This window comes from Paenibacillus borealis, assembly GCF_000758665.1.
In the GTDB taxonomy this organism is placed as follows: domain Bacteria; phylum Bacillota; class Bacilli; order Paenibacillales; family Paenibacillaceae; genus Paenibacillus_AQ; species Paenibacillus_AQ borealis.
Window position 1 is genome coordinate 8,119,585 of record NZ_CP009285.1, and the last position, 20,927, is coordinate 8,140,511.

Genomic DNA, 20,927 nt, shown 5'->3' on the forward strand with positions numbered 1-20,927 from the left:
AATCTTAATCTAATTCAGCGTCAGCACACTGCCGTCGCTGAGCGTAACCCGCCAGACCGGATGAAGCTTAAGCTTCTCCCCTGTCAGCGTAGGCATATAGGCGGGGGTCAGATCAGTAATCCGCAGGGAGCTTCCAATCTGGGCAAGACGCTGTTTCAGTGCCTCGCCCCCGGACAGCTCAACAATTGTTTTCTCCGACTTCTCTTCATCCATATACATCAGGGAGCGCTCATAAGAGGATACGGTCCCCTGCTGCAGCTCCAGATGAATCACTCCGTACTGGAGCTGAGAATCACTCATGATCGGATAGGAACCCGACGGGTAGGCGCCGTAATATTGCTGAAAAGATACCTTGCGGTCCTGCCGGCCTTCTTCTGTAGCCGCCAGCCTGTAGGTTCCGTTCCAGCCGCCATGCATGTTGACGAAATCCACCGCCTCCAGCGCATCCTTCGCCGGTGTACTGTCTCCGTCCGGAAGAGCGGCAGGATCGCTATAGCTCATCCAGTTCTGCTCCTGATCCACCTGCAGGCTGCGCTTGCTGTCAGTGTAGATTTTGGAGCCGTCCTTCTCAGGAATATATCTTGTGCTGCCCGCATCGAAGAACAGATTGCTCTGCATTTGCTCAATGGTATACATACCCGCAGGCATCACTACCTCAACCAGCGGAATTGCCGCCTCAGGCACATAATACTCGCCGTTCACAGCGGTATAAGGTGTCAGGTTCTTGCCGAAGTCCACATGCTGCTGCACGTCCTGCACCGTCAGGTCCGCCTTCGCCGCCTCATACACAATATCACCGCGTGTGCTGAAGAAGATGGCATGTGCTTTGGAATCATTCTTGATATTGTAAATCCAGATCCGGTCGATGCTCTCTCCTTCAAACAGCGAATCCGGCGAGATCTGCATCACCCGCTGCAGCAGCGTTACCGGAATCCCTGACCCGAAGGACAGCTCAATACCCGGATTCTCCCTGCGGATCTTATTCCAGTCGAAATCCTGCACAGAGCGGCGCTGGAAGCTCTCGAAGCTGCGCCCCTTCAGCCGGTTCAGAATCAGATTATAGAAGGTTGAGCTGGGGTAGAACAGCGTATGCTTATCCTCGCCCATATGAATAATCATTTTATCAGGATAGAGCAGGTTCTCGACCTTTTCTTTTGGGCCCATAATATCGGTCTTCACATACAGATTCTCCGATAACACCGCCGAGTCGCTGCCCGGCAGCCTGTAAATCAGGTAATAACTCTCCACGAGGCTTCCGAGTATCAGCAAGACCAGCATCCATGACTTGATTTTCTCCTTCACGCCTCACTCCCCCTATGCTTCATCAAAGGCAGCGTGAACGTTACCAGTGAGCCTTCATTCAGCTCAGACTGCAGGGAAATGGAGCCGCCGTGCGCTTTGACAATTTCCCGGGCAATGGACAGCCCGAGACCCGTGCCGCCCATATTCCGCGAGCGGGCTTTATCAACCCGGTAAAAGCGTTCGAATATGCGTTCAATGTCCTTCTTCGGAATCCCGATCCCGGAATCGCGTACAGAAACTGCGAGCATTCCGTCCTCAGTCTTATGCGCTTCAAGCCGGATCGTACCGCCTTCCGGCGTATATTTCAGGGCATTGGAGACCAGATTGCCCAGCACCTGATCAATCTGATCGCGGTCCAGCCAGGCAGTGGCTATCTCCTTGTGCACTCGGGTGCTGATATGAATCCGCTTCTGGCGGATCTGGAAGGAGAAGCGGTCAGCCACATCCTCCAGCATCTCGGAGATATCCGTCTGCTGAATACGCAGACTGGACTCTTTAGAATCCAGGCGCGACAGATGCAGCAGATCGGTAACCAGCCGGATCATCCGCTCTGTCTCGTTGCGGATGACCCCGACAAACCGCACGGCCAGCTGCGGATCCTCCAGCGCACCATCATCCAGTGCCTCCGCATAGCTCTTAATCGTCGTAAGCGGCGTCCGCAGCTCATGGGATACATTCGCCACGAACTCACGGCGGGACTCTTCAAGATTCTCCTGCTCGGTGACATCCTGCAGCACCGCAATCGTCCCTGCGATCCGCCCGCCTTCACGGCGGTGAATCGGGGTGAAGGTGACCCGCACAATATTAGGGTCCTCTCCGCCCATGGGGGACAGATGCAGCATTGCCGACTGGGCATTGCCCTGAGCCAGCGACCCTGACTGCTCATGGTCAAGTCCAAGCAGCTCATCGAGCGGCGCTCCTTCCGGAAGCGGCCCTTCCGCACCCAGCATCAAGGCGGCGCGGGTGTTCATCAGAATGACTGCACCGCTCTCATCCGTCGCGACCACACCATCACTCATATTCGCCAGGATGGAGGACAGCTTCTCCTTCTCCTCTTCATTCTGCGACAGCGCTTCGCGCAGCCTGTCCGTCATATAGTTGAAAGCCTGGCTCAGCTGGCCAATCTCATCATTGCCGAAGACGGGAACCTTCCGGTTGAAGCGGCCTTCCGCCACCGCAGTGGCATGCTTGGTCATTTCTTTAATCGGATGGGTGATCGTATGCGCGAGTATAACCCCCAGCACCGCTGTCAGGGCGAGCGCCAGCAGCAGCCCCGAGAGGAATACGCTGTTGATCCGGCTCATTGTGGCATATAAATCCTTCATATCTGCAGCGATATAGATCGCCCCTACGACCTTGTCACCGGAAATCACCGGCTTGGCCACAACCTTCTTGCGCACATTGTCATCCGCGATGATATATTCTTCGTTGTCGCTGATCCCCTGCAAGGCGCGGCTGACAACAGTCTGGGTATTGCGCTGGCCCACATAATCGTTCTGCGAAGGAACTGAAGTGGTAATAATCTTGCCGCTCGCATCCAGCACCTGAATTTCAGCGCCGTTAATATACAGATTGTTCACCATGCCGCGCAGACTTTCCACAGCAGATTCTTCATCTGCCGTGCCCGTCTCACTCCCGAATTTGTCGGCAGTGAGGATCGAGAGCATCTCCGCCCGCGCCTTCAGGTCCTTGGTGAAATTATCTGTCAGTGAATTCTTCATGGAGCTGACGAAATACACGCCGATCAGCTGCATCGCAATCAGAATCAGCAGCACATAAATAACGATAAGCCTGGCCTGAATCGTCCGGAAAAAGGACAGTGCTTTCATCACAGCCCTCCGCTTTTGGGGCTATGCATCAAATAACCGAGTCCGCGCCGTGTAAATATATATTCCGGCTTGCTGGGATTCTCCTCAATTTTTTCTCTGAGCCGGCGGATCGTTACATCCACGGTCCGCACATCACCGAAATATTCGAAGCCCCATACGGCCTGCAGCAGATGCTCCCGGGTCATTACTTTGCCGGCATGACGGATCATATAATAGAGCAGCTCGTATTCACGATGCGTCAGATCCAGCGGTTCGCCGTCTTTGTAGACCAGATACATATCCGTATCGATAAATAAGCCGAAATGATATACCCCCTGCTTGCTCTCCACGCTTTCGCTCAGCGTTTCGGACAAGGCCGGCTTATGCTGGCGGCGCATCTGGGCTTTGACTCTGGCCAGCAGCTCACGGGTGCTGAACGGCTTGGTCACATAATCATCGGCACCCAGCTCCAGGCCCAGCACCTTATCAATCTCTCCGTCCTTGGCGGTAAGCATGATGATCGGAATATCCAGATGCGCAGAGCGCACCTCACGGCACACATCCATCCCGTCCTTGCCGGGCAGCATCAGGTCGAGCAGCATCAGGTCCGGGCGTCTGGACAGAGCCAGCTCTACAGCACTGTTGCCGTCAAAAGCACAGATAACCTCATAGCCCTCTTTTTCCAGATTGAATTTCAATATATCAGCAATAGGTTGTTCATCATCCACTACTAGAATCGTGCCCATTTGCATATGCTCCGCTTCACCTTTCTAACGATACTAGGGTCCTTGATTCCTTTATTTTAACATACCTGTCCGGGCGTCACATCGTATGAAACCTGTACATTCTTATATTTCTAAATAAAAACCGCCCGAAATCATCCGGACGGCTGGTGTTTATATTAGCGGAGCTTATGAATTATATATTATTTCAGATATTTCATTGGATTGACTGCTGTTCCATTCTTGCGGATTTCGAAATGCAGATGTGTTCCGGTGGAGCGGCCTGTACTGCCCATAATTCCAATTTGGCTGCCCTGTCCAAGCTTTTGTCCGACAGAAACGGAGATTCTGCTTAAATGTCCGTAGTAAGTAACGTATCCGTTGTTGTGATTGACGATAACCACATTACCGTATCCGCTCTGCACACCGGCAAAGCTTACCGTACCGGCATCAGCGGCTTTGATTGTACGGTTGCCGGATACAATATCCAGTCCCTTATGTGCTCGTCCCCAACGCTCGCCGTAACTGCTGGATATCGTAGCTCCGGTAACCGGCCAGGCGAACATTCCCGTTCCTTCACCGACAACCTTTGTACCCGAATAGACCACTTCAGGCAGCGAAGCCTTCACAACAGTCTGACCCAGCCACTCTTCTTTGACGACCAGTCCATTTTCTTTGGTCAGCCTGTATTGCATCGTCTTAAGTCCCGTCTGTCCGGCACGTACCACCTTTCGCTTCCCTGCGGCCAGCTGATCACTTTTGCGTACAATAACTTCAGGCTCCGTAACTACTTGTTCACTTACCTGCTCTACAGTCACGACCGTGAGATCCGGCTGGGGAACCGTGAGCTGCAATTGATCCCCGATCTGCAGGCTGAGCTCCTTGACCGCAGGATTGTTGCGGAAGATATCTGCCTGGGTAATCTGGAATCTGGATGCGATAGCAGAGACCGTGTCGCCTTCTTGAACTGAATAGACCAGCGGCTCTTCCTTGCCTTCAGTCAGCACCTTCACGGCATCCTCTACACTAAGTACCTTATTGGGGTCTGCTTTGACCGGAACTATGCTGACTTCCTCGCGGATAGCCGCCGATTCCACTATGTCTGCATTAGCTGATGCTGCTGTCGTCTTGGCCGCCGTCTTCATCAGCTTCGCGTCAGTGGCTGCAGCCTGCGGAGTGTAATGCGCCTTCACGGCCTCAAGTACTGCGGCTGCCGTCTCCTGATCCTTCACGATCCCGAGCGACTTGCCGTCGACCGTTAATTCTACGCCTACCGCATAAGCTTTGAGCATGCCGTCCAGCTTGTCCAGTGTAGCTTCGCTGTCAATCTCAGGCTTGTAAGCCTCCAGCGCCTCTGTTGTGATACCGCTGGTTTGCAGCACCATGACGGAATCAGGATATTTAAGCTGATATTCCCGTCTCTTCGCTTCAAACAGCTTGTTAAGGTCTGATTCCTGACTTAAAGTTCCGATCTCTTCGCCTTTCACCAGCACCTTGTAGTAGGTTACTGTATTCGCCGCTACATGCTTCTTCTCTGCTCCGACTAAGAAGGTAGTCAGAAGAACCAGACCGGCAGTAGCTACAATCCATGAACGCCGGAGTCTGCGTGGTTTGGTTTCGGGATGAAAGACCCGGGTTTCGCTGGCAGTGCTATTGCCCTGTTGACCTGCTGCACCGGAACCTGCGGATGTTTCTTCACTGTTCCGCAGTTTCCCCATCCGGCGCATAAACTTAAATCCTTTCATGAAACTCTCCCTTTCAGTCCGCCCATACGGTCCGCCTTAGCGGATAAACTTATTTTTAGAGCCCCTTTTATATGTTGTACGTCATCTATTTATCTGTTTGCATGAGTATGAATATTGCTGCTTTTTTGGGCCCGGAAAAGGTTACAAAATATTAACCCCTCATAGTCCTTTTTTACTGTACCATAGCCTGAAGAAAAATTTCAACTTTCTTCACACAACAAAACCCGCGAAAATCGCGGGTTTAATCCAAAATTATGCGCTTTAAACAGATATATCGTGTCCAAAAAGTGACATTTTTTAATTTTGCGTGGAGGGTGCAGAATCAGGTGTAAGCATTTTCATCAAGGACTCATATTCAGCCTCATCCACATACCTCGCAATGATCTCCTGCAGTTCCTTTACTTCACTCTCTGTCAACCCGCCTTCCATAGCAGAGGAAATTTTTAGCATTTCCTCCTGCGGAAGCTTATTCATCAGAATATTGAAGATATTGGATTTCTCATCCGCAGGAAGATTCTCCTTCAAGTCATTGATTGCGCCTGGCGTCATCACCAGCTCCTGATCCAGCGCACTGTCACTCTGTTCTTCTCCGGCCGCCGCTTGGCCCATTACAGGCAGTGCATCCTCCGGCACCGTTTCGTCTACCGTATCCCCAGTGTCACCCGCAGGGGGATCTCCGCCAGTTCCTTTTTCTCCGTCCACCTTGCTTGAGTCTGCCTCTTTAATTGAATCCTCAGCACCTTTGGTTGTGGCACCGCTGCTGCTTCCCATCCCCGTCAGACTCTTCACGAAGCCAAGCATTCCCGGCTCTGGCCCATCGACCTTAATATCGAAACCCGCCAGTACCGACTGAATGTACGTATTGACCACATACGCAGTCGTCAGCATGGACAGCCCGCTGGCCAGCACAACAATCAGGCATACGCCAAGCGCCCGTTTCACTAATTTCATCATCATCGCTCCCTTATGCCCTTGCTCTATTCCATCTCCGGAGAATCAGTCCTTGGTGATCCTATTCTCTCAGTATTGACTAGAACCCGGCCCGGGAAACGTCTATGATCCATAGAAAAGCAGGCTATCGCCGCAAACATACAAAAACAGGAGCCTCCCCCGAGGCCCCTGCTCCTGTAATTCATATTCATTCTGCTTCAATCTAGATATAGATTGGCAGTACCTGATTCGTCTGTTCCCGGTTACGGCCAACGGAGAAGATGGAGATAGGAATACCTGTCAGCTCGGATACGCGTTCTACATATTTGCGTGTGTTAGCCGGCAGATCATCCAGTGTCTTCGCCGCAGTAATATCCTCGCTCCAGCCTTGAAGCTCTTCATAGACAGCTTCGCATTCCGCCAGCATTTTGAGGCTGGCCGGGTAATGCGTAATGATCTCACCGCGGAACTTGTAGCCTGTGCAGATCTTGACGGTTTCAAGGCCGCTCAGCACGTCCAGCGAATTCAGGGACAGACCCGTGATTCCGCTGACGCGGCGGGCGTGACGCACAACTACACTGTCGAACCAGCCCACACGGCGTGCGCGTCCGGTTACAGTACCGTACTCATGGCCTGTTTCACGGATATAATCACCAGTAGCATCGTTCAGTTCTGTAGGGAACGGACCGTCGCCAACACGGGTAGTGTAAGCTTTAGCCACCCCAATTACCTGTTTGATCTTGGACGGGCCAACGCCCGAACCAATGCAGACCCCGCCTGCCGATGGATTCGATGAAGTTACGAACGGATAAGTTCCTTGGTCAATATCAAGCATTACACCTTGTGCACCTTCGAACAATACTCTGGACTCTGCATCAATAGCATCATTCAGCACCACCGAAGTATCCGTCACATAACCGCGCAGCACTTCTGCATACTCCAGATATTTGGTCAGAATTTCTTCTACATTCAGGGGTTCCGCTCCGTATACCTGAGTGATGACCTGATTCTTCTCTTCCATTAATGGACGAAGTCTCAGTTCGAATTCCTCGGCATCCATCAGATCGGCAATACGGATACCGTTACGGGCAGCTTTATCCATGTAGCACGGGCCGATACCCTTACGTGTTGTCCCGATTTTGTTCGGACCCTTGCGGTCTTCTTCAAGCGCATCCAGCAGCATATGATATGGCATAATGACATGGGCACGGTCGCTGATCACGAGGTTCTTCGTATCAAAGCCATTCTCATGAATATAATTAATTTCTTGAATCAGGGCTTCTGGATTGATAACCATTCCGTTGCCGATAACACAAGTTTTCTCTTTATAAAATACACCTGATGGAATCAAGCTCAGCTTGAACTTCTTTCCGTCAATCAGAATCGTGTGACCGGCATTGTTACCCCCTTGATACCGAGCGACCACATCTGCACTCTCTGCCAGAAAATCCGTGATCTTTCCTTTGCCTTCGTCTCCCCATTGTGTTCCCACGACGACTACCGTTGACATGTTCATTCCTCCGTAGGTGCTAGCAAGCACCATTATTTTTCAAAATAGAAGAATTTATATGCTTACGCTATAAATTATCCTTCTATTTCCCGCTGAACCCCCACCGTCCCTTTAACAGGACTGCAGAGCTGGTTCTACTTGAAATAGAAGAATCTACATGATTAAGCTATAAATTATCCTTCTATTTCCCGCTGAAACCCGCCGCCCCTTTAGGACAGCGAAGCCGTTTCCACTTGTAATATGGGCTCTGTACGCGCTTCTTATGTACGCAGCCCTCCGGACACTAGGCGGGCTAGCCCGCCAAAGCACAATAATCAGTGTAACAGCGGCACTTTTTAAAGTCAAATAAAAACGAACGATCACATGTGAATATGTGCGATCGTTCGTGTATTGTGCGAAATCCGCCTAACCTGCGAAGGGTTCCGAGTGTGCCCGCTCGTAGTTGACGAACTTGTTAAAGTTCTTGAGGAACACCAGCTCCACCGTGCCTACCGGACCGTTACGCTGTTTGGCGATAATGATTTCAATAATATTCTTCTTCTCGGTATCCTGGTTGTAGTAATCATCACGGTACAGGAACGCTACGATATCGGCATCCTGCTCGATCGAGCCCGATTCACGAAGGTCACTCATCATCGGACGTTTGTCCTGACGCTGCTCCACACCACGGCTGAGCTGGGACAAGGCAATAACCGGAACATCAAGCTCACGGGCGATCTGCTTCAGGGTACGGGAGATTTCGGATACTTCCTGTTGGCGGTTCTCTCCGGCTTTACCGCGGCCCTGGATCAGCTGCAAATAGTCAATGACAATCATGCCGAGGCCTTTTTCCTTCTTCAGCCGGCGGCATTTCGCGCGGATATCTGTAACGGTAACACCGGGTGTATCGTCGATATAAATTTCAGCCTCAGACAATGACTGGATGCCCATGGTCAGCTTGGACCAGTCATCATCGCTTTTGAAATCACCGGTACGCATAATATTGGCATCCAAGTTGGCTTCTGCGCAGATCATACGCTGTACCAGCTGGGGTGCCGACATTTCCAGACTGAAGATCGCTACGGTCTCTTTGGCGCGGACCGCAACATTCTGGGCGATGTTCAAGGCAAATGCCGTCTTCCCTACGGATGGACGGGCAGCCACAATGATTAAGTCGTTACGCTGGAAACCGTTGGTCATATGGTCAAGATCGGCGAAGCCGGAGGGAATCCCCGAAGTGCCGCCTTTGTTCTGATGGAGCAGTTCCACCCGGTCGAATACCTGCATCAGCACATCACGGATGGCAATGAACCCGCTGCCGCTGCGGCGGTTAGAGATCTCCAGGATCCGCCGCTCGGCATCACTCAGCATGATGCCTACATCTTCGCCGCCCGTATACCCTTCGCTGACAATCTGCGTTGCTGTACGGATCAGCCGCCGCAGCATCGCCTTCTCTTCGATAATCTGTGCATAATAGTCAACGTTGGCCGCAGTCGGCACTGCATGCGCCAGCTTAGCCAAATAGCTGACACCGCCGATATCCTCAAGCTCCCCCTTGTCCTGGAGCCGGGAAGTCAATGTAATCAGGTCAATCGGCTGGCTCTCTTCTCCGAGCTGCACCATCGCCTCAAATATCATCTGATGCGGTTTGTCGTAGAAGTCTTCGGTATTCACCCGCTCCATCGCGGTAATAAGCGCTTCATCCGACAGCAGAACCGCACCTAGTACGGCCTGTTCTGCCTCTAGATTCTGCGGGGGAATCCGATCGAAAAAGAGATCTCCACCCATGTTACTCCTCCGTTACCTGCACCGTGAGGTTAGCCTTTACTTCAGTGTGCAGCTTCACTGTTACCTGGAACGTGCCAACATGGCGGATTGGATCACTCAGCTCAATCTTGCGCTTATCAATTACGATTCCCTGCGTAGCTGCCAGGGTTTCGCCGATCTGTTTGCTGGTGATTGCGCCGAACAGGCGGCCGCCTTCGCCCGCTTTAGCCTTCAGGGTTAATGTCAGCTCATCAAGCTTCTTGCCGAGCTGAACAGCTTCCTCTTTCTCCTGGTCCTTACGGCGCTGTTCCGCTGCCGCCTGGTTCTCCAGCGTCTTCACATTGCCGTCGGTAGCCGGACGAACCAGTCCGCGCGGCAGCAGGAAGTTGGCTGCATAACCTTCCGATACCTCTTTAACCTGACCTTTCTTGCCTTGCCCCTTAACATCCTTAATGAAAATGACCTTCATTCGAATAGCCCCTCTTTCGCTTCGATTTCGGCCAGGACTGCAAGCAGTCTGGCTTCTGCTTCCTTGCTGGTTCCTTCAAGCTGTACAGCCGCGTTCGACAGATGTCCGCCGCCGCCCAGCTTCTCCATAACCACTTGCACATTCATCCGTCCCAGTGACCGGGCACTGATGCCGATCAGGCCGTCAGGCCGCTCGCTGATCACGAATGAGGCAACCACATTGGTCATCCCCAGCAGCGTATCCGCTGTCTGGGCAATCAGCAGCTGTGGAATTTTCATTCCCGGCGCAGTGACCACCAGCGCGATATGGTCATATACCATCCGCGCGTGCTTGATAATCTCCGCCTTGGAGATGTACTCCTGCAGATCCTCCTTCAGCATGCGCTGAATCAGAATCGTATCTGCCCCGACACGCCTCAGGAATCCGGCTGCCTCGAAGGTCCGCGATCCGGTATGCAGCGCGAAATGCTTCGTATCGACCGTAATCCCGGCCAGCAGCATGGTAGCCTCCAGCGGACTGAGCCTGATCTTGTCGTGAATATACTGTAGCAGCTCGGTCACCAGCTCACAGGTTGATGAAGCATAGGGCTCCAGATACACGAGCACTGCATCATTGATGAACTCTTCTCCCCGGCGGTGATGATCTACCACTACAATCCGGCTCGCGTACTGCACCAGCCGCGGCTCCATGGTCATGGAAGCCTTATGCGTATCTACAACAATCAGCAGCGTATGCTCCGTCATTACTTGAAGAGCCTGTTCGGTCGTGATGAAGGTCTTGTACAACGCCTCATCCTTACGGATCTGCTCCATCATGCGGGTAATAGACGGGTTCGGCGTCTCCATCACAATACTGGCTTCCACATTGTACATCTGCGCTGCCTTGAGCAGGCCGATTGCCGCACCTACAGCATCGATATCAGGCACCCTGTGCCCCATAATCAGCACCCGGTCGCTCTCCTGCATCAGATCGCGCAGGGCATGGGCAATCACCCGTGCCCGCACCCTCGTCCGTTTCTCCGCTGCATTGCTCTTGCCGCCATAGAAGGAGAGCCGCTGGCCCGCCTTCACAGCCGCCTGGTCTCCGCCTCTGCCCAGCGCCATATCGAGACTCGACTGGGCGAGAGCTCCGAGCTCACTGGCCGATTCTGCGCCATAGGCAAGGCCTATGCTCAGTGTCATCGGCACCTTGAGATCAGCCGTCATCTCGCGAACCTCGTCGAGTACAACAAACCGGCTCTCCTCGAGCGCCTGCAGACTCCGGTGGTTCAGCAGCATCAGATAGCGCTCTGAGGACAGGCGGCGAAGATACACTTCAAACTGCTTGCTCCACTCCGTGATCTCGCTGGCAACCTTCGCAATCAGCGACGTGCGCTGCTGATCGTCCATGCCTTGGGCTGCTTCATCGAGATTGTCCATCATTACGATGCCGATGGCCAGCTTTTCTTCCTCATACCGCTCACGCAGGACCACCAGCTCGGTGATATCGTATAAATAGAGCAGACGTTCACTTGGAATCACCACAACCTGATAATAACGGTCGTCGACCGTAATCTCCTGGCGGTGATCCTTCAGCGCGCCGTCTTTGCCGTCTTTGACCGGTTCCCGTTTCAGCGGTACATTAGGCAGAGAAGCGATGACATCAGGCATCAGCTCCTGCATTTCTTCACCCACAAGTGTCTTGCGGGAGAAGATCTGGCTGGCATTGCGGTTATTCCACTCCACTGTACGGTCTTCACTGTACAGGATAATTCCTAAGGGAAGCATACTTACAGCCTCACCTTCCACCCGTTTGATGCGGAAGGAGAGGCCGTTAATATAATCTACAAGGTTGCGGCGGAACGACAGCTCGGCCTGCAGCATGGTGAAACACAATGTGCCGGCCAGAAAGAGGCTGGCAACACCGAGGACCCAGTTATAGATACTGACCACTATAATCAGGACCAGCAGCAGCAAGAACGCCCACACGGTATGATACCCGTGCCAGCGTCTTTGCAGAAATTTTGGCATGAGCTCTCACCCTATCGTTTCGATTTCTTCACAAGCTCCCGCAGCGGAAACGCCAGATCCACAACACCGATAATCCAGAATCCCGGCAGAGCGATAACAGGTATCGCCAGCAGAAGCGCTACTATCTTGCTCCACTTCCGTTCATGTATGAGGAAGAAGAGGAAACCGATGGTTTGAATCTTGAATGCAATTTGCAGCAGTGGCAGCAGATTAGCCGAGACCATCAGCATGAAGCCGCTGTCCGCACCGCCGAAGAGCAGGCTGAGCACAACTCCGAGCAGATAATACCAGATGAAAGCTCTGGACAGTCTCCACTCCCGTGCAGGCTTCAGTCTTGGCACCGCATATTCCATGCTGTTTAGAATCGGACGGACAATGGAATGCGTAATGACAGCTATGATGAATGCGCTAAGAATGAGCGTCATCGGAATAGCCTGAATGGTCATCCAGCTCATCATGCCAATCTGATCCGTTGAGATGGTGATCTCGGAGAGCAGAGGGTTGCTTGCCCCCATAGTGGCCAGCCAGTCCGTATAAGTCTGCAGAACATCGTATACGTAATCGTACAAGTTAAACTGCAGCAATGTAGTACTGATTAGCAGGATCAGCAGGAATTCACCTAATACCGCCACCATACCGGCAATTAGCGTTGACAACGCTGAAGCGCGTTTCTTATACCAGCGTCCCATTACAAGGGCCGGTATCAGGAAATAAATGGCTATTAAAACGTAAAACGGTGTAATCAGCCCCACAATCAGCAGGACTGGCACAATATGCAGAATAAACTGCTTCGTGCTAAGGGTAGTAAAGAGCACTATGGCCGGGATAATCATAAACAGTGTCGTGATAAGCAGTAGTGGAGTTGACAGGGATAACAGCAGCAGCAGATAAGCTATGCTCCAAGCCACAGATGTCCAGCGAAATTTCAACAGTATTCACCTCTTACGCATATGTTCTTCTAATGCAGATATATCCTGGTACCATTCTTCCAGCTGATGGCCTTCCTGCCTGTGCTTACGCAGCTTCTCCATTAGCAAATCATCCAGTTCACGATAAGGGATACCAAGTCTGCGCCCCAATATATATGAGCTCATAATCAGGCTGGCCAGGCTGTCACCTACACGGGCGGTACTGCCTTCCCACAACGCTTTGAATAACCTTGAGACTTGATCGATTACTTCGGTCTTTAACCACTCAATTACCTTGGCGCGTTTGGCCACATCCAGGTCCTTCGGCACATTGGGCACGTCTCTCTACCTCCGGCAAAAAGCATTATTCTCCATTATAGCATAAATATTTCCGAGCCACACGGACGCCAGCCTGCCGGATCATCCGCATAGCGGAGCCTTAAATCCGGCGAATATTTATGGGCTTTACAGTACAGCAGAAGGTATCCAAAGTCTGCCTTTCAAAAAAGGCCCGCATTCCGTTACGCCGGAAATACAGGCCTTGGTTCCTTAAGCATTTGTCGCCATTATGATGAGGTTACAACGATTCCTGAGATTGCCGCGAAACAAACTTTTCACAATATTCGATAATTTGACTCCGCCGCACGATACCAATGAACCTTTTCATGTCGTCGACCACAGGCACAAAGTTCTGCACCTTGGCCAGATTAATCAAGTCCTCCATATCCGCATCAATCGAGACCGGCAGATTATTCATCCGCAGCGGTACATCCTTAAGCAGATATTTGGAAGCATTCTCAAAAGTAACGGCGCCGCCTGACTCCTTCATGTACCAGAGCAAATCACCTTCTGTGACCGTTCCGGCATATTCCCCGTTCCGGTTCAGAATCGGCACTGCGGTATAGCGGTGAAACTCCATCCGTTCCAAGGTCTGGCGCAGCGTCGAATCCAGTGTGACGCAGGCTACCTCCTGTTTCGGAAGTAAAAAAAACGCAATATTCATCTCTTGATCCTCCTCAAAGATTTCCGAAGGAATGGTACTCTACCTTCCGTGCTGCAAGGCCCACCGTAGTTATACGCCTGAGACAGCAATTAGTTCCACTTCATTATACCATGAAGACAATAAACAGCAGCCATTAACCTTGCGCATGGCTGCTGTTTTTATGGTGGACAGAAATGTACTTGCCCGACCTTACTGGGCCGTAGCTGTAGCCGCAGGCTCCAGAGCATTCTCTGCTTTGCCTGGTTCAATCAGCTGGTCAACCGGTGTGCTGGCATTCATCCAGTTATCGATCATGGCCTTAGCTTCACTCAGATCCTCTTCATCAACAATATCGTAGTACACACCATTAATGCGCTCTCCTTCGCCCATCACCGTGAAGCTGGAGATATCCATGTCCTTGCCGCCCATGAATTTCTTGGCCAGACTGATAATCGTGGAAGGCTGTATGTCGGTTTTGAAATTATCACCCATAATATCCAGCAGCTCAGGGATGTTGCCGATTTGGCTGATTGATAACATTTTATTCGCTACAACATCAATAAATACCTGCTGCCGTTTGGTCCGGTTGAAATCGCTGTCCTCGCGGTAGCGTGTATAATTAAGCGCCTCTTCACCGCTATAATTCGACTTATTGGCCTTAATAGTGAATTTCTCATGGTCCGCACCTTTGTTGACAATATCCTTCTTGATCGGCAGCGGAACACCGCCAATAGCGTCAACCGCATCCTTCAGGCCTTGGAAATTAATTGTGGCATAATATTGAATATCATGACCAAGCAGTGCTTCCAGGGTATCTTTAGCCATTTGCTGTCCGCCAAAAGCATAAGCATGCGTGATTTTATCTTTCTTATTATCATCATGTCCGATAATTTCTGTGTAGGTGTCACGGGGGATCGAGATCAGCAGAATTTTATAATCCTCCGGGCGGATGACCGCATAGATCATCGTATCTGACCGTGCTACTTCATTGCCCCGCTGGTCTGTGCCTAAGAGCATTAAAGAGAACGGATCGCTTTTATACACTACCGGTGCAGGCTTAACCGTTGTGGTTGTTGTACCGTTATTCTCCAAAGGCTGGTAGGATTCTTCCGCCAGCTTGGTTTCCACCTGATCCGACAAAAAGAGATCAAAGGCCAGCACCGCAAGCGGCTTCTGGAACAAAAATCCTCCCGCCAATATGACCAGAACTACGATAAGCGCAATGTATCTTTTCTTCATTTTTTTTATTTTTTTCATAATTATAATTCCTTCTTTATGGTGGATTGTACATATGATGGCCGTTCTCTATTTACAATGCCTGCCTGGTCTTCCAGACAGTCATGACTGGGCTCTTCTTGCTGCTATGCGCTGCCCTGCTTAATAATATTGTTCCCCCTTTCCGGGATTCGGGTCGTTCTAAATGTAGAATAAACCTGGAAAACTGCTTTGACACATAAACAATATTTCTATTGTAATCACTTCACACCTAAAAAGAAACAACAAATAACGACAGCATCGGCACTATCGCTGCTTGTATTCCATAAAGTATATGACGCAGAAAAGTCCGTTTTGATGCTTATTTTCAAAAAATAATTAAAAATAACGGCCCGCACTGCATGCCTCAGCAGCAGATCGGACCGTCATTTTTAGTCTATTCAATTTCCTTAATCCACCAATTCTGCGGATCACGTATATTGCTGATTGCGTTCGTAGTTACACCCTGCAGCCGTTTATTAACAGCGGTAATATTGGACCGTTCCGAGAAAAAGATCATCGGAACCTCGTCATTAATCAGCTTCTGCCATTCATCATAAATCTCTTTGCGGAAATCCTGGTCGTAGGCTTTCAGGCTTACCCCGTCACGGATCAGTTCCTCGCTCCGCTTCGACGTCCACCGCGGGTAATTCCACGAATCCGTTGCCCGCCATAAGCCCGAAGGATCGGGATCAGGGGCCAGCCCCCATACGCCGTTAAACAGCTCAACCGCCGGATCATCGGACTCTACCGCTTCATAAAAGCTGTTCAGCTCCTTCAGGCTGCCGCCGTTCAGCTGAACATCCAGTCCGACGTCATGCCAGTTCTGCAGGATTGCAGCGGTCCGTGCCTCCGCTGTTTTGCTGCCGGACATAGCGTCATAATGAATCGTGAATTTTTTGCCGCTTGGATCTTCGCGGAGCCCGTCCCCATTCGTATCGAGATATCCTGCCTCATCCAGCAGGCTCTCTGCCTTCTGCGGAAGGTATGGATAGGTATCTATTTCCTGATCATCGATTTTAGCCCAGCTTGAGCTGGGAATAGGTGTCTCAATAAGTGTCCCCAGGCCATAAGAATATTTATTAATGATACCCTGCCGGTCAAGTGCGTAATACATCGCTTTGCGGAGCCGCTTATCCTGGAATTTGGGATTGTCCATCACCACCTGGCCGCTCTCTTCATCCCAGTGTCCAAACTTGAACCCTATATATTCATAAGACAGCCCAGGTGTCACTTTGATCTCCACATTATCCAGCTGGCCTGCAGCCTGGTAAGCATCACGCGGAACGGTTCCGATATCGATGCTTCCGGCTTCAAGCTGTGCAGCCATCTCCTTGCTGTCAATCACCTTGTAGGTTACACCGTCCAGCAGAGCTTCCCCTTTATAATAATCGTCGAAGCGCTTCATCTCGACTCTCTCACCCGGCACAATAGACGTTATCATGAATGGACCTGTACCGATTGGCTGCTTGCGCACCTGATCACTGTCCATCATGTCCTTTACTGCGACTCCCTCGAAGTACCGTTTGTTCATCGGATAAGCCCACAGATTATCGATCATGTTCGCCCGTGCTGATTTCATCGTAATGCGCAGCGTATACGGGTCCATGACCTTGAGTCCGGTGATTTCCTTAGCCTCACCCAGATGGTAAGCCTCGGCTCCCTTGATCATTTCCACGCTATAATATCTGGATCCCGTATAATCCGGGCTGGCGATGGTCTCCAGGGCAAACTTCCAGTCCTCCACGGTCAGCTCATCGCCGTTATGCCAGCGGACACCGGGCTTAATGGTGAAAGTAAATACCGTATGATCTTCAGATTCCTGCCAAGTGGCGATATTAGGAGCCGTGGACAGGTCATCATTGACTTTGAACATTGCTTCCGTAGTGAATTCCAGCACATTCGCATCATCTTCCCCTTCACAAAAGGCCGGTTCGAAGCTGCCCTGGAACGGAGATGAATATCCATATGTTACTATTCCGCCTGCTATAGGTTCATCGGCTGCTTTGCTTAAGCGCGTCATATAAGACTGGGCGCCCTGGCTTGGCCCGCTGCATGCTGACAACGCCACCGCGAGCAGAAGCGGAAGCATGAATCGGCCGATGATATGTTTTGACATATTTGTCTTCCCTCCCCGGTTCCATCACACTGCGATGTAAGCGGTTTCTATACTGGATTTTACTATAACTCTATTTGTGCAATTCATGGAATTTTGAATATGCCACATAATAGAGGATAACCAATATTGGCCCTAAAGTGAAGCCCTTAATTTATATTCGGTCTGCGGAAGCCTCCGGGAAATGTCAAAAAAGCCTGCCCTGACGGGCAGACTCCTTGTGCAAATCACACTCATTTCTCCTCTTCCGGATGTATGATGCTAAGACCTTCAACATGCCTCTTCTTCATGAGCTTACGCTTTTTGCGTGTATCCTTGCTCTCGAAGATGATATCAAAATCATAATCCTCCGGGTACAGCTCCTCTTTGGACAGATATGGCTTCAAGCGTTTGTGGTTTATGGTCACTTTCTGTTTCTGGATCATTACTCCGACCATTCCCCGGCTATCCTTCTTCATATATACAATTCCCGTGCGCCCCAGAGAACTGACATAAACGGCGTCTCCCACTTCAAAATCGGGCTTAGCCGCTAGTAGATTGTGTTCCGCATCAGCTGCATCACCCAAATGCTGAGCCGGAGGGCTGCTCTGAACCACAGCCGTCCTTCTCTCAGCTTCAGCCGCTTTGACCTTCAGTTCCTTGCTGTGAGTGTTCTGCGGCTTCTGGCTGCCTCTAAGCTCCTGCTGCTCGGCTACCAGCTGTTTGGCACGCTCAATAACCGGTTTGTCTATGCCGAGCTTCTCGGCAATCTGCAAGGCATAGCTCTCGCCCGCTTCGCCAATTGTCAGCCGGTACAGCGGCTGCAGAGACTCTTTGTCGAACTCCATCCGCGCATTCTGAAATCCCTGTGTAGCCGCGGCAAATACCTTGAGCTCGTTGAAGTGGGTTGTCACCACGATATTTGCGCCTTTGCGGTTCAGCTCCTCCAGAATGGCAATCGACAATGCGAATCCTTCCCCGGGGTCCGTTCCTGCCGCCAGCTCATCAATCAGCAGCAGCACACCTCTGCCGGCATCATTGAGCATGCCTTCTATACTCTTCATTTGTGCAGAGAAGGTACTGAGCGATTGCGTCAGACTCTGTCCGTCCCCGATTACGCTGATTACATTGCTGAATACGGTAAAATCACTATCAGGCGCTACCGGCACCAGCAGTCCCGATTGCACCATCAGTGACAGCAGGCCCAGCGTTTTGAGCACTACCGTTTTGCCGCCTGTATTAGGTCCGGTTACGATCAGCGATTTGTAGCCTTGACCAAACTCCAGACTGACCGGCACCATATCCTTCAGCAGAGGATGCCTGCCTCCATTCATCCGCAGGAGGCCGTGTTCATTCAGTGAGACAGTCCGGGCGTTAAGGACCCTGGCATACTTCCCTTTAGCGAAGATGAAGTCATAAGTGCCCGTAACTTCAATATTCAGGCGCAGAGCGGCCTGTTCCTGCTCTAGCAGCCCTGTAAGCATACTTAGGACGATTCCTTCCTCCCGGGCTTCATCAGCTGATAACAGCTCAATCTCCCCCTGTAGAGAGGCTACCTCGTCAGGCTCCACGAAGACGGTCTGGCCGCTTGTTGACTGGTCCAGCACCGAGCCCCTGATCTGCTTGTGATACTCCCGTTTCACCGGAATCACATAACGGCCGCCGCGCATGCTGATCAGACTCTCCTGGAGGATGGATTTATGGCGCGACATAATACTCTCCAGCTTCCGATGCAGACGTTCCTTGGCCACGGCCAGACGTTTGCGTACCCGCTCCAGTCCTTTGCTGGCCTGGTCATCAATGACACCCAGCCGGATACAGCGTTCAATTTCCTCCCTAACATGCTGCAGCTCCTGCAGGGAAGCTCCGTATGCCGCAATCCGCGGCGCACTCTGCTCCTTGGAAGCCATATACTTACGCAGCTGTCCGCAACTGTGCAGGAACACGGATACTGCTGAGAAATCCTGCTCATTGTACATATATCCGGTCCCAAGCAGCGACAGGACCCACTCAATGCCTTCCAGTGACGGAATGGGCACACTTGCCCCCCGCTCCAGCAGATCTTTGGCTTCGTCCGCTTCATCCAGCGCCCGGTGTATCGCCGGCAGATAGGTCATCGGCGCAAGCTCGCTCACATATCTTCTTCCTTCATAGGATACGGCATGTCGCATCAATTCCTGTTTGATGGTCTCGTATTCCAAGGTGTTCATACTCTGTAAATTCAATTTAATTCCTCCTTGTATGGATGCCTGTATTTTAGGCTTGCTTCCTAACGCAAAAAGGGCGAAGACCCGCCACTGCGGCAGTCTTCGCCCTCCTTTGAATGCTATTCTCCTCTTTGACTTCAGGAACAAGCTCCACCCGCTGGATGACAAGCTCCTGAAAACAGAAAAAACCGTGCTGCAAAGAGCACGGTTAATCACAAAGAGAATAACAGCCGTAAAGAGGCCATCATGACGCTTCGCATGTGTTCTTAACTAAATCATTCATTCTTACAGCCCGCGGGTAATCAGACTTGTCACGTGGACATAATCTAACAAGACATGCCCCTGAAAAAGATCGGAACATGTTGCGGCCTTCTGCCGGAATGATATGAAATTGCTTAGTTAAGAACGCTCACCAACATCAAAATTTCCCCTTTAGTTATAGGATACCTGTAATTTACTACATCTGGAATCCGGTTGTCAATTGCGCGCAAAGCAATTCATTACCCAGGTAATTCCGTTTTTGCCGTCTGCAACCTCTCCATGGAGTGCCCCGAAGAAAGTCTTTTGCAGCTCAACCTTGATCTGACCGCCATCCGAAGCCAGTTTATCATAAATCGCCCGCATCTCATCTTCGTTGTCCAGCCCTAGAATAACACTTACATTCTCTGTCTTGGCACCTTTACCGTAATCATCGGAGAAATGAATCAGTGTCTGCCCCAAATGCAGCTCAGCATGCAGCAGCTTGCCTTTATGTTCATTCAGCACCTTAATTTCGCCGCCAAATACGCTTATGTAATACTCCACAGACTCCTGCACGTTCTCAATAATGATGTACGGACTTGCACTGATCATTATTCATTCCTCCAAAATGTATTTTGACTGCCTAGCCAGTCTTCCTACGCTATTATATACAGAAAAAAGCAGCCGGCTAAGCCGGCTGCTTCGTAAAAACGTCCTATTCCGTTGTGTAAGGCAGCAGCGCGATTTGACGCGAGCGTTTTACAGCAATAGTCAGAGCGCGTTGGTATTTTGCACTTGTACCAGTTACACGACGCGGCAAAATCTTTCCGCGTTCGCTGATGAACTTCTTAAGAAGCTCAGTGTCTTTATAGTCAATGTGAGTAATCTTGTTCACAGTGAAATAGCACACTTTTTTACGCTTGTTGCGTCCACCACGACGTGCCGGTCTTTTGTCGTTGTCCGCGCCTTCTCTTGGTTTAAAAGCCATGTTCAGTTCAGT

At 51.1% G+C, this 20,927-nt stretch carries 17 protein-coding genes; all 17 read right to left on the reverse strand.

The window, feature by feature from the left end; genetic code table 11:
• Positions 1-9 precede the first annotated feature (9 nt).
• The 17 genes from PBOR_RS34620 to rpsR all read right to left on the reverse strand — a co-directional run bounded on the left by PBOR_RS34620 (position 10) and on the right by rpsR (position 20,915).
• The gene (locus PBOR_RS34620) at positions 10-1,302 is read right to left on the reverse strand and encodes a YycH family regulatory protein (protein WP_042218680.1); all 1,293 of its coding nucleotides are present in this window, start codon (positions 1,300-1,302) and stop codon (positions 10-12) included.
• Positions 1,299-3,131 (reverse strand): cell wall metabolism sensor histidine kinase WalK, encoded by a 1,833-nt coding sequence (gene walK / locus PBOR_RS34625; RefSeq protein ID WP_042218681.1) that lies wholly within the window; start codon positions 3,129-3,131, stop codon positions 1,299-1,301. Before walK ends, PBOR_RS34620 begins: the two co-directional genes overlap by 4 nt.
• On the reverse strand, positions 3,131-3,862 hold the full coding sequence (yycF, locus tag PBOR_RS34630) for a response regulator YycF (RefSeq protein ID WP_042218683.1): 732 nt from the start codon (positions 3,860-3,862) through the stop codon (positions 3,131-3,133). The genes walK and yycF overlap by 1 nt, the downstream gene beginning before the upstream one ends.
• 173 nt (positions 3,863-4,035) lie before the next feature.
• Positions 4,036-5,577, reverse strand: coding sequence for a M23 family metallopeptidase (locus PBOR_RS34635; protein ID WP_042218686.1), 1,542 nt, complete (start codon positions 5,575-5,577; stop codon positions 4,036-4,038).
• A gap of 297 nt (positions 5,578-5,874) precedes the next feature.
• Positions 5,875-6,534, reverse strand: coding sequence for a hypothetical protein (locus PBOR_RS34640; RefSeq protein ID WP_157764188.1), 660 nt, complete (start codon positions 6,532-6,534; stop codon positions 5,875-5,877).
• A gap of 196 nt (positions 6,535-6,730) precedes the next feature.
• Positions 6,731-8,017, reverse strand: coding sequence for an adenylosuccinate synthase (locus tag PBOR_RS34645; protein WP_042218690.1), 1,287 nt, complete (start codon positions 8,015-8,017; stop codon positions 6,731-6,733).
• A 405-nt stretch (positions 8,018-8,422) separates the two neighbouring features.
• On the reverse strand, positions 8,423-9,784 hold the full coding sequence (gene dnaB, locus PBOR_RS34650) for a replicative DNA helicase (protein ID WP_042218692.1): 1,362 nt from the start codon (positions 9,782-9,784) through the stop codon (positions 8,423-8,425).
• Position 9,785: 1 nt separating this feature from the next.
• Positions 9,786-10,232, reverse strand: coding sequence for a 50S ribosomal protein L9 (gene rplI, locus PBOR_RS34655; protein ID WP_042218694.1), 447 nt, complete (start codon positions 10,230-10,232; stop codon positions 9,786-9,788).
• Complete coding sequence (locus tag PBOR_RS34660) at positions 10,229-12,241, reverse strand: DHH family phosphoesterase (protein WP_042218695.1); 2,013 nt, start codon at positions 12,239-12,241, stop codon at positions 10,229-10,231. The genes rplI and PBOR_RS34660 overlap by 4 nt, the downstream gene beginning before the upstream one ends.
• Before the next feature lie 11 nt (positions 12,242-12,252).
• Complete coding sequence (locus tag PBOR_RS34665) at positions 12,253-13,170, reverse strand: DUF2232 domain-containing protein (protein ID WP_042218696.1); 918 nt, start codon at positions 13,168-13,170, stop codon at positions 12,253-12,255.
• 6 nt (positions 13,171-13,176) lie between these two features.
• A complete protein-coding gene (locus tag PBOR_RS34670; RefSeq protein WP_171717780.1) occupies positions 13,177-13,479 on the reverse strand; it encodes a MazG-like family protein in 303 nt (100 codons plus the stop codon).
• 247 nt (positions 13,480-13,726) lie between these two features.
• Entirely contained in the window at positions 13,727-14,152 is a 426-nt protein-coding gene (locus tag PBOR_RS34675; protein ID WP_042218698.1) for a CBS domain-containing protein, read from the reverse strand.
• A gap of 189 nt (positions 14,153-14,341) precedes the next feature.
• Complete coding sequence (locus PBOR_RS34680; protein WP_042218700.1) at positions 14,342-15,388, reverse strand: LCP family protein; 1,047 nt, start codon at positions 15,386-15,388, stop codon at positions 14,342-14,344.
• Positions 15,389-15,782: 394 nt separating this feature from the next.
• On the reverse strand, positions 15,783-17,504 hold the full coding sequence (gene opp4A / locus PBOR_RS34685; RefSeq protein WP_042218702.1) for an oligopeptide ABC transporter substrate-binding protein: 1,722 nt from the start codon (positions 17,502-17,504) through the stop codon (positions 15,783-15,785).
• Between the two features lie 230 nt (positions 17,505-17,734).
• Positions 17,735-19,705 (reverse strand): endonuclease MutS2, encoded by a 1,971-nt coding sequence (locus tag PBOR_RS34690; RefSeq protein ID WP_042218704.1) that lies wholly within the window; start codon positions 19,703-19,705, stop codon positions 17,735-17,737.
• 459 nt (positions 19,706-20,164) lie between these two features.
• Positions 20,165-20,539: a VOC family protein gene (locus tag PBOR_RS34695; RefSeq protein WP_042218705.1), complete on the reverse strand. Its 375-nt coding sequence runs from the start codon at positions 20,537-20,539 to the stop codon at positions 20,165-20,167.
• 103 nt (positions 20,540-20,642) lie between these two features.
• A complete protein-coding gene (gene rpsR / locus PBOR_RS34700) occupies positions 20,643-20,915 on the reverse strand; it encodes a 30S ribosomal protein S18 (protein WP_036699837.1) in 273 nt (90 codons plus the stop codon).
• Positions 20,916-20,927: the final 12 nt, after the last annotated feature.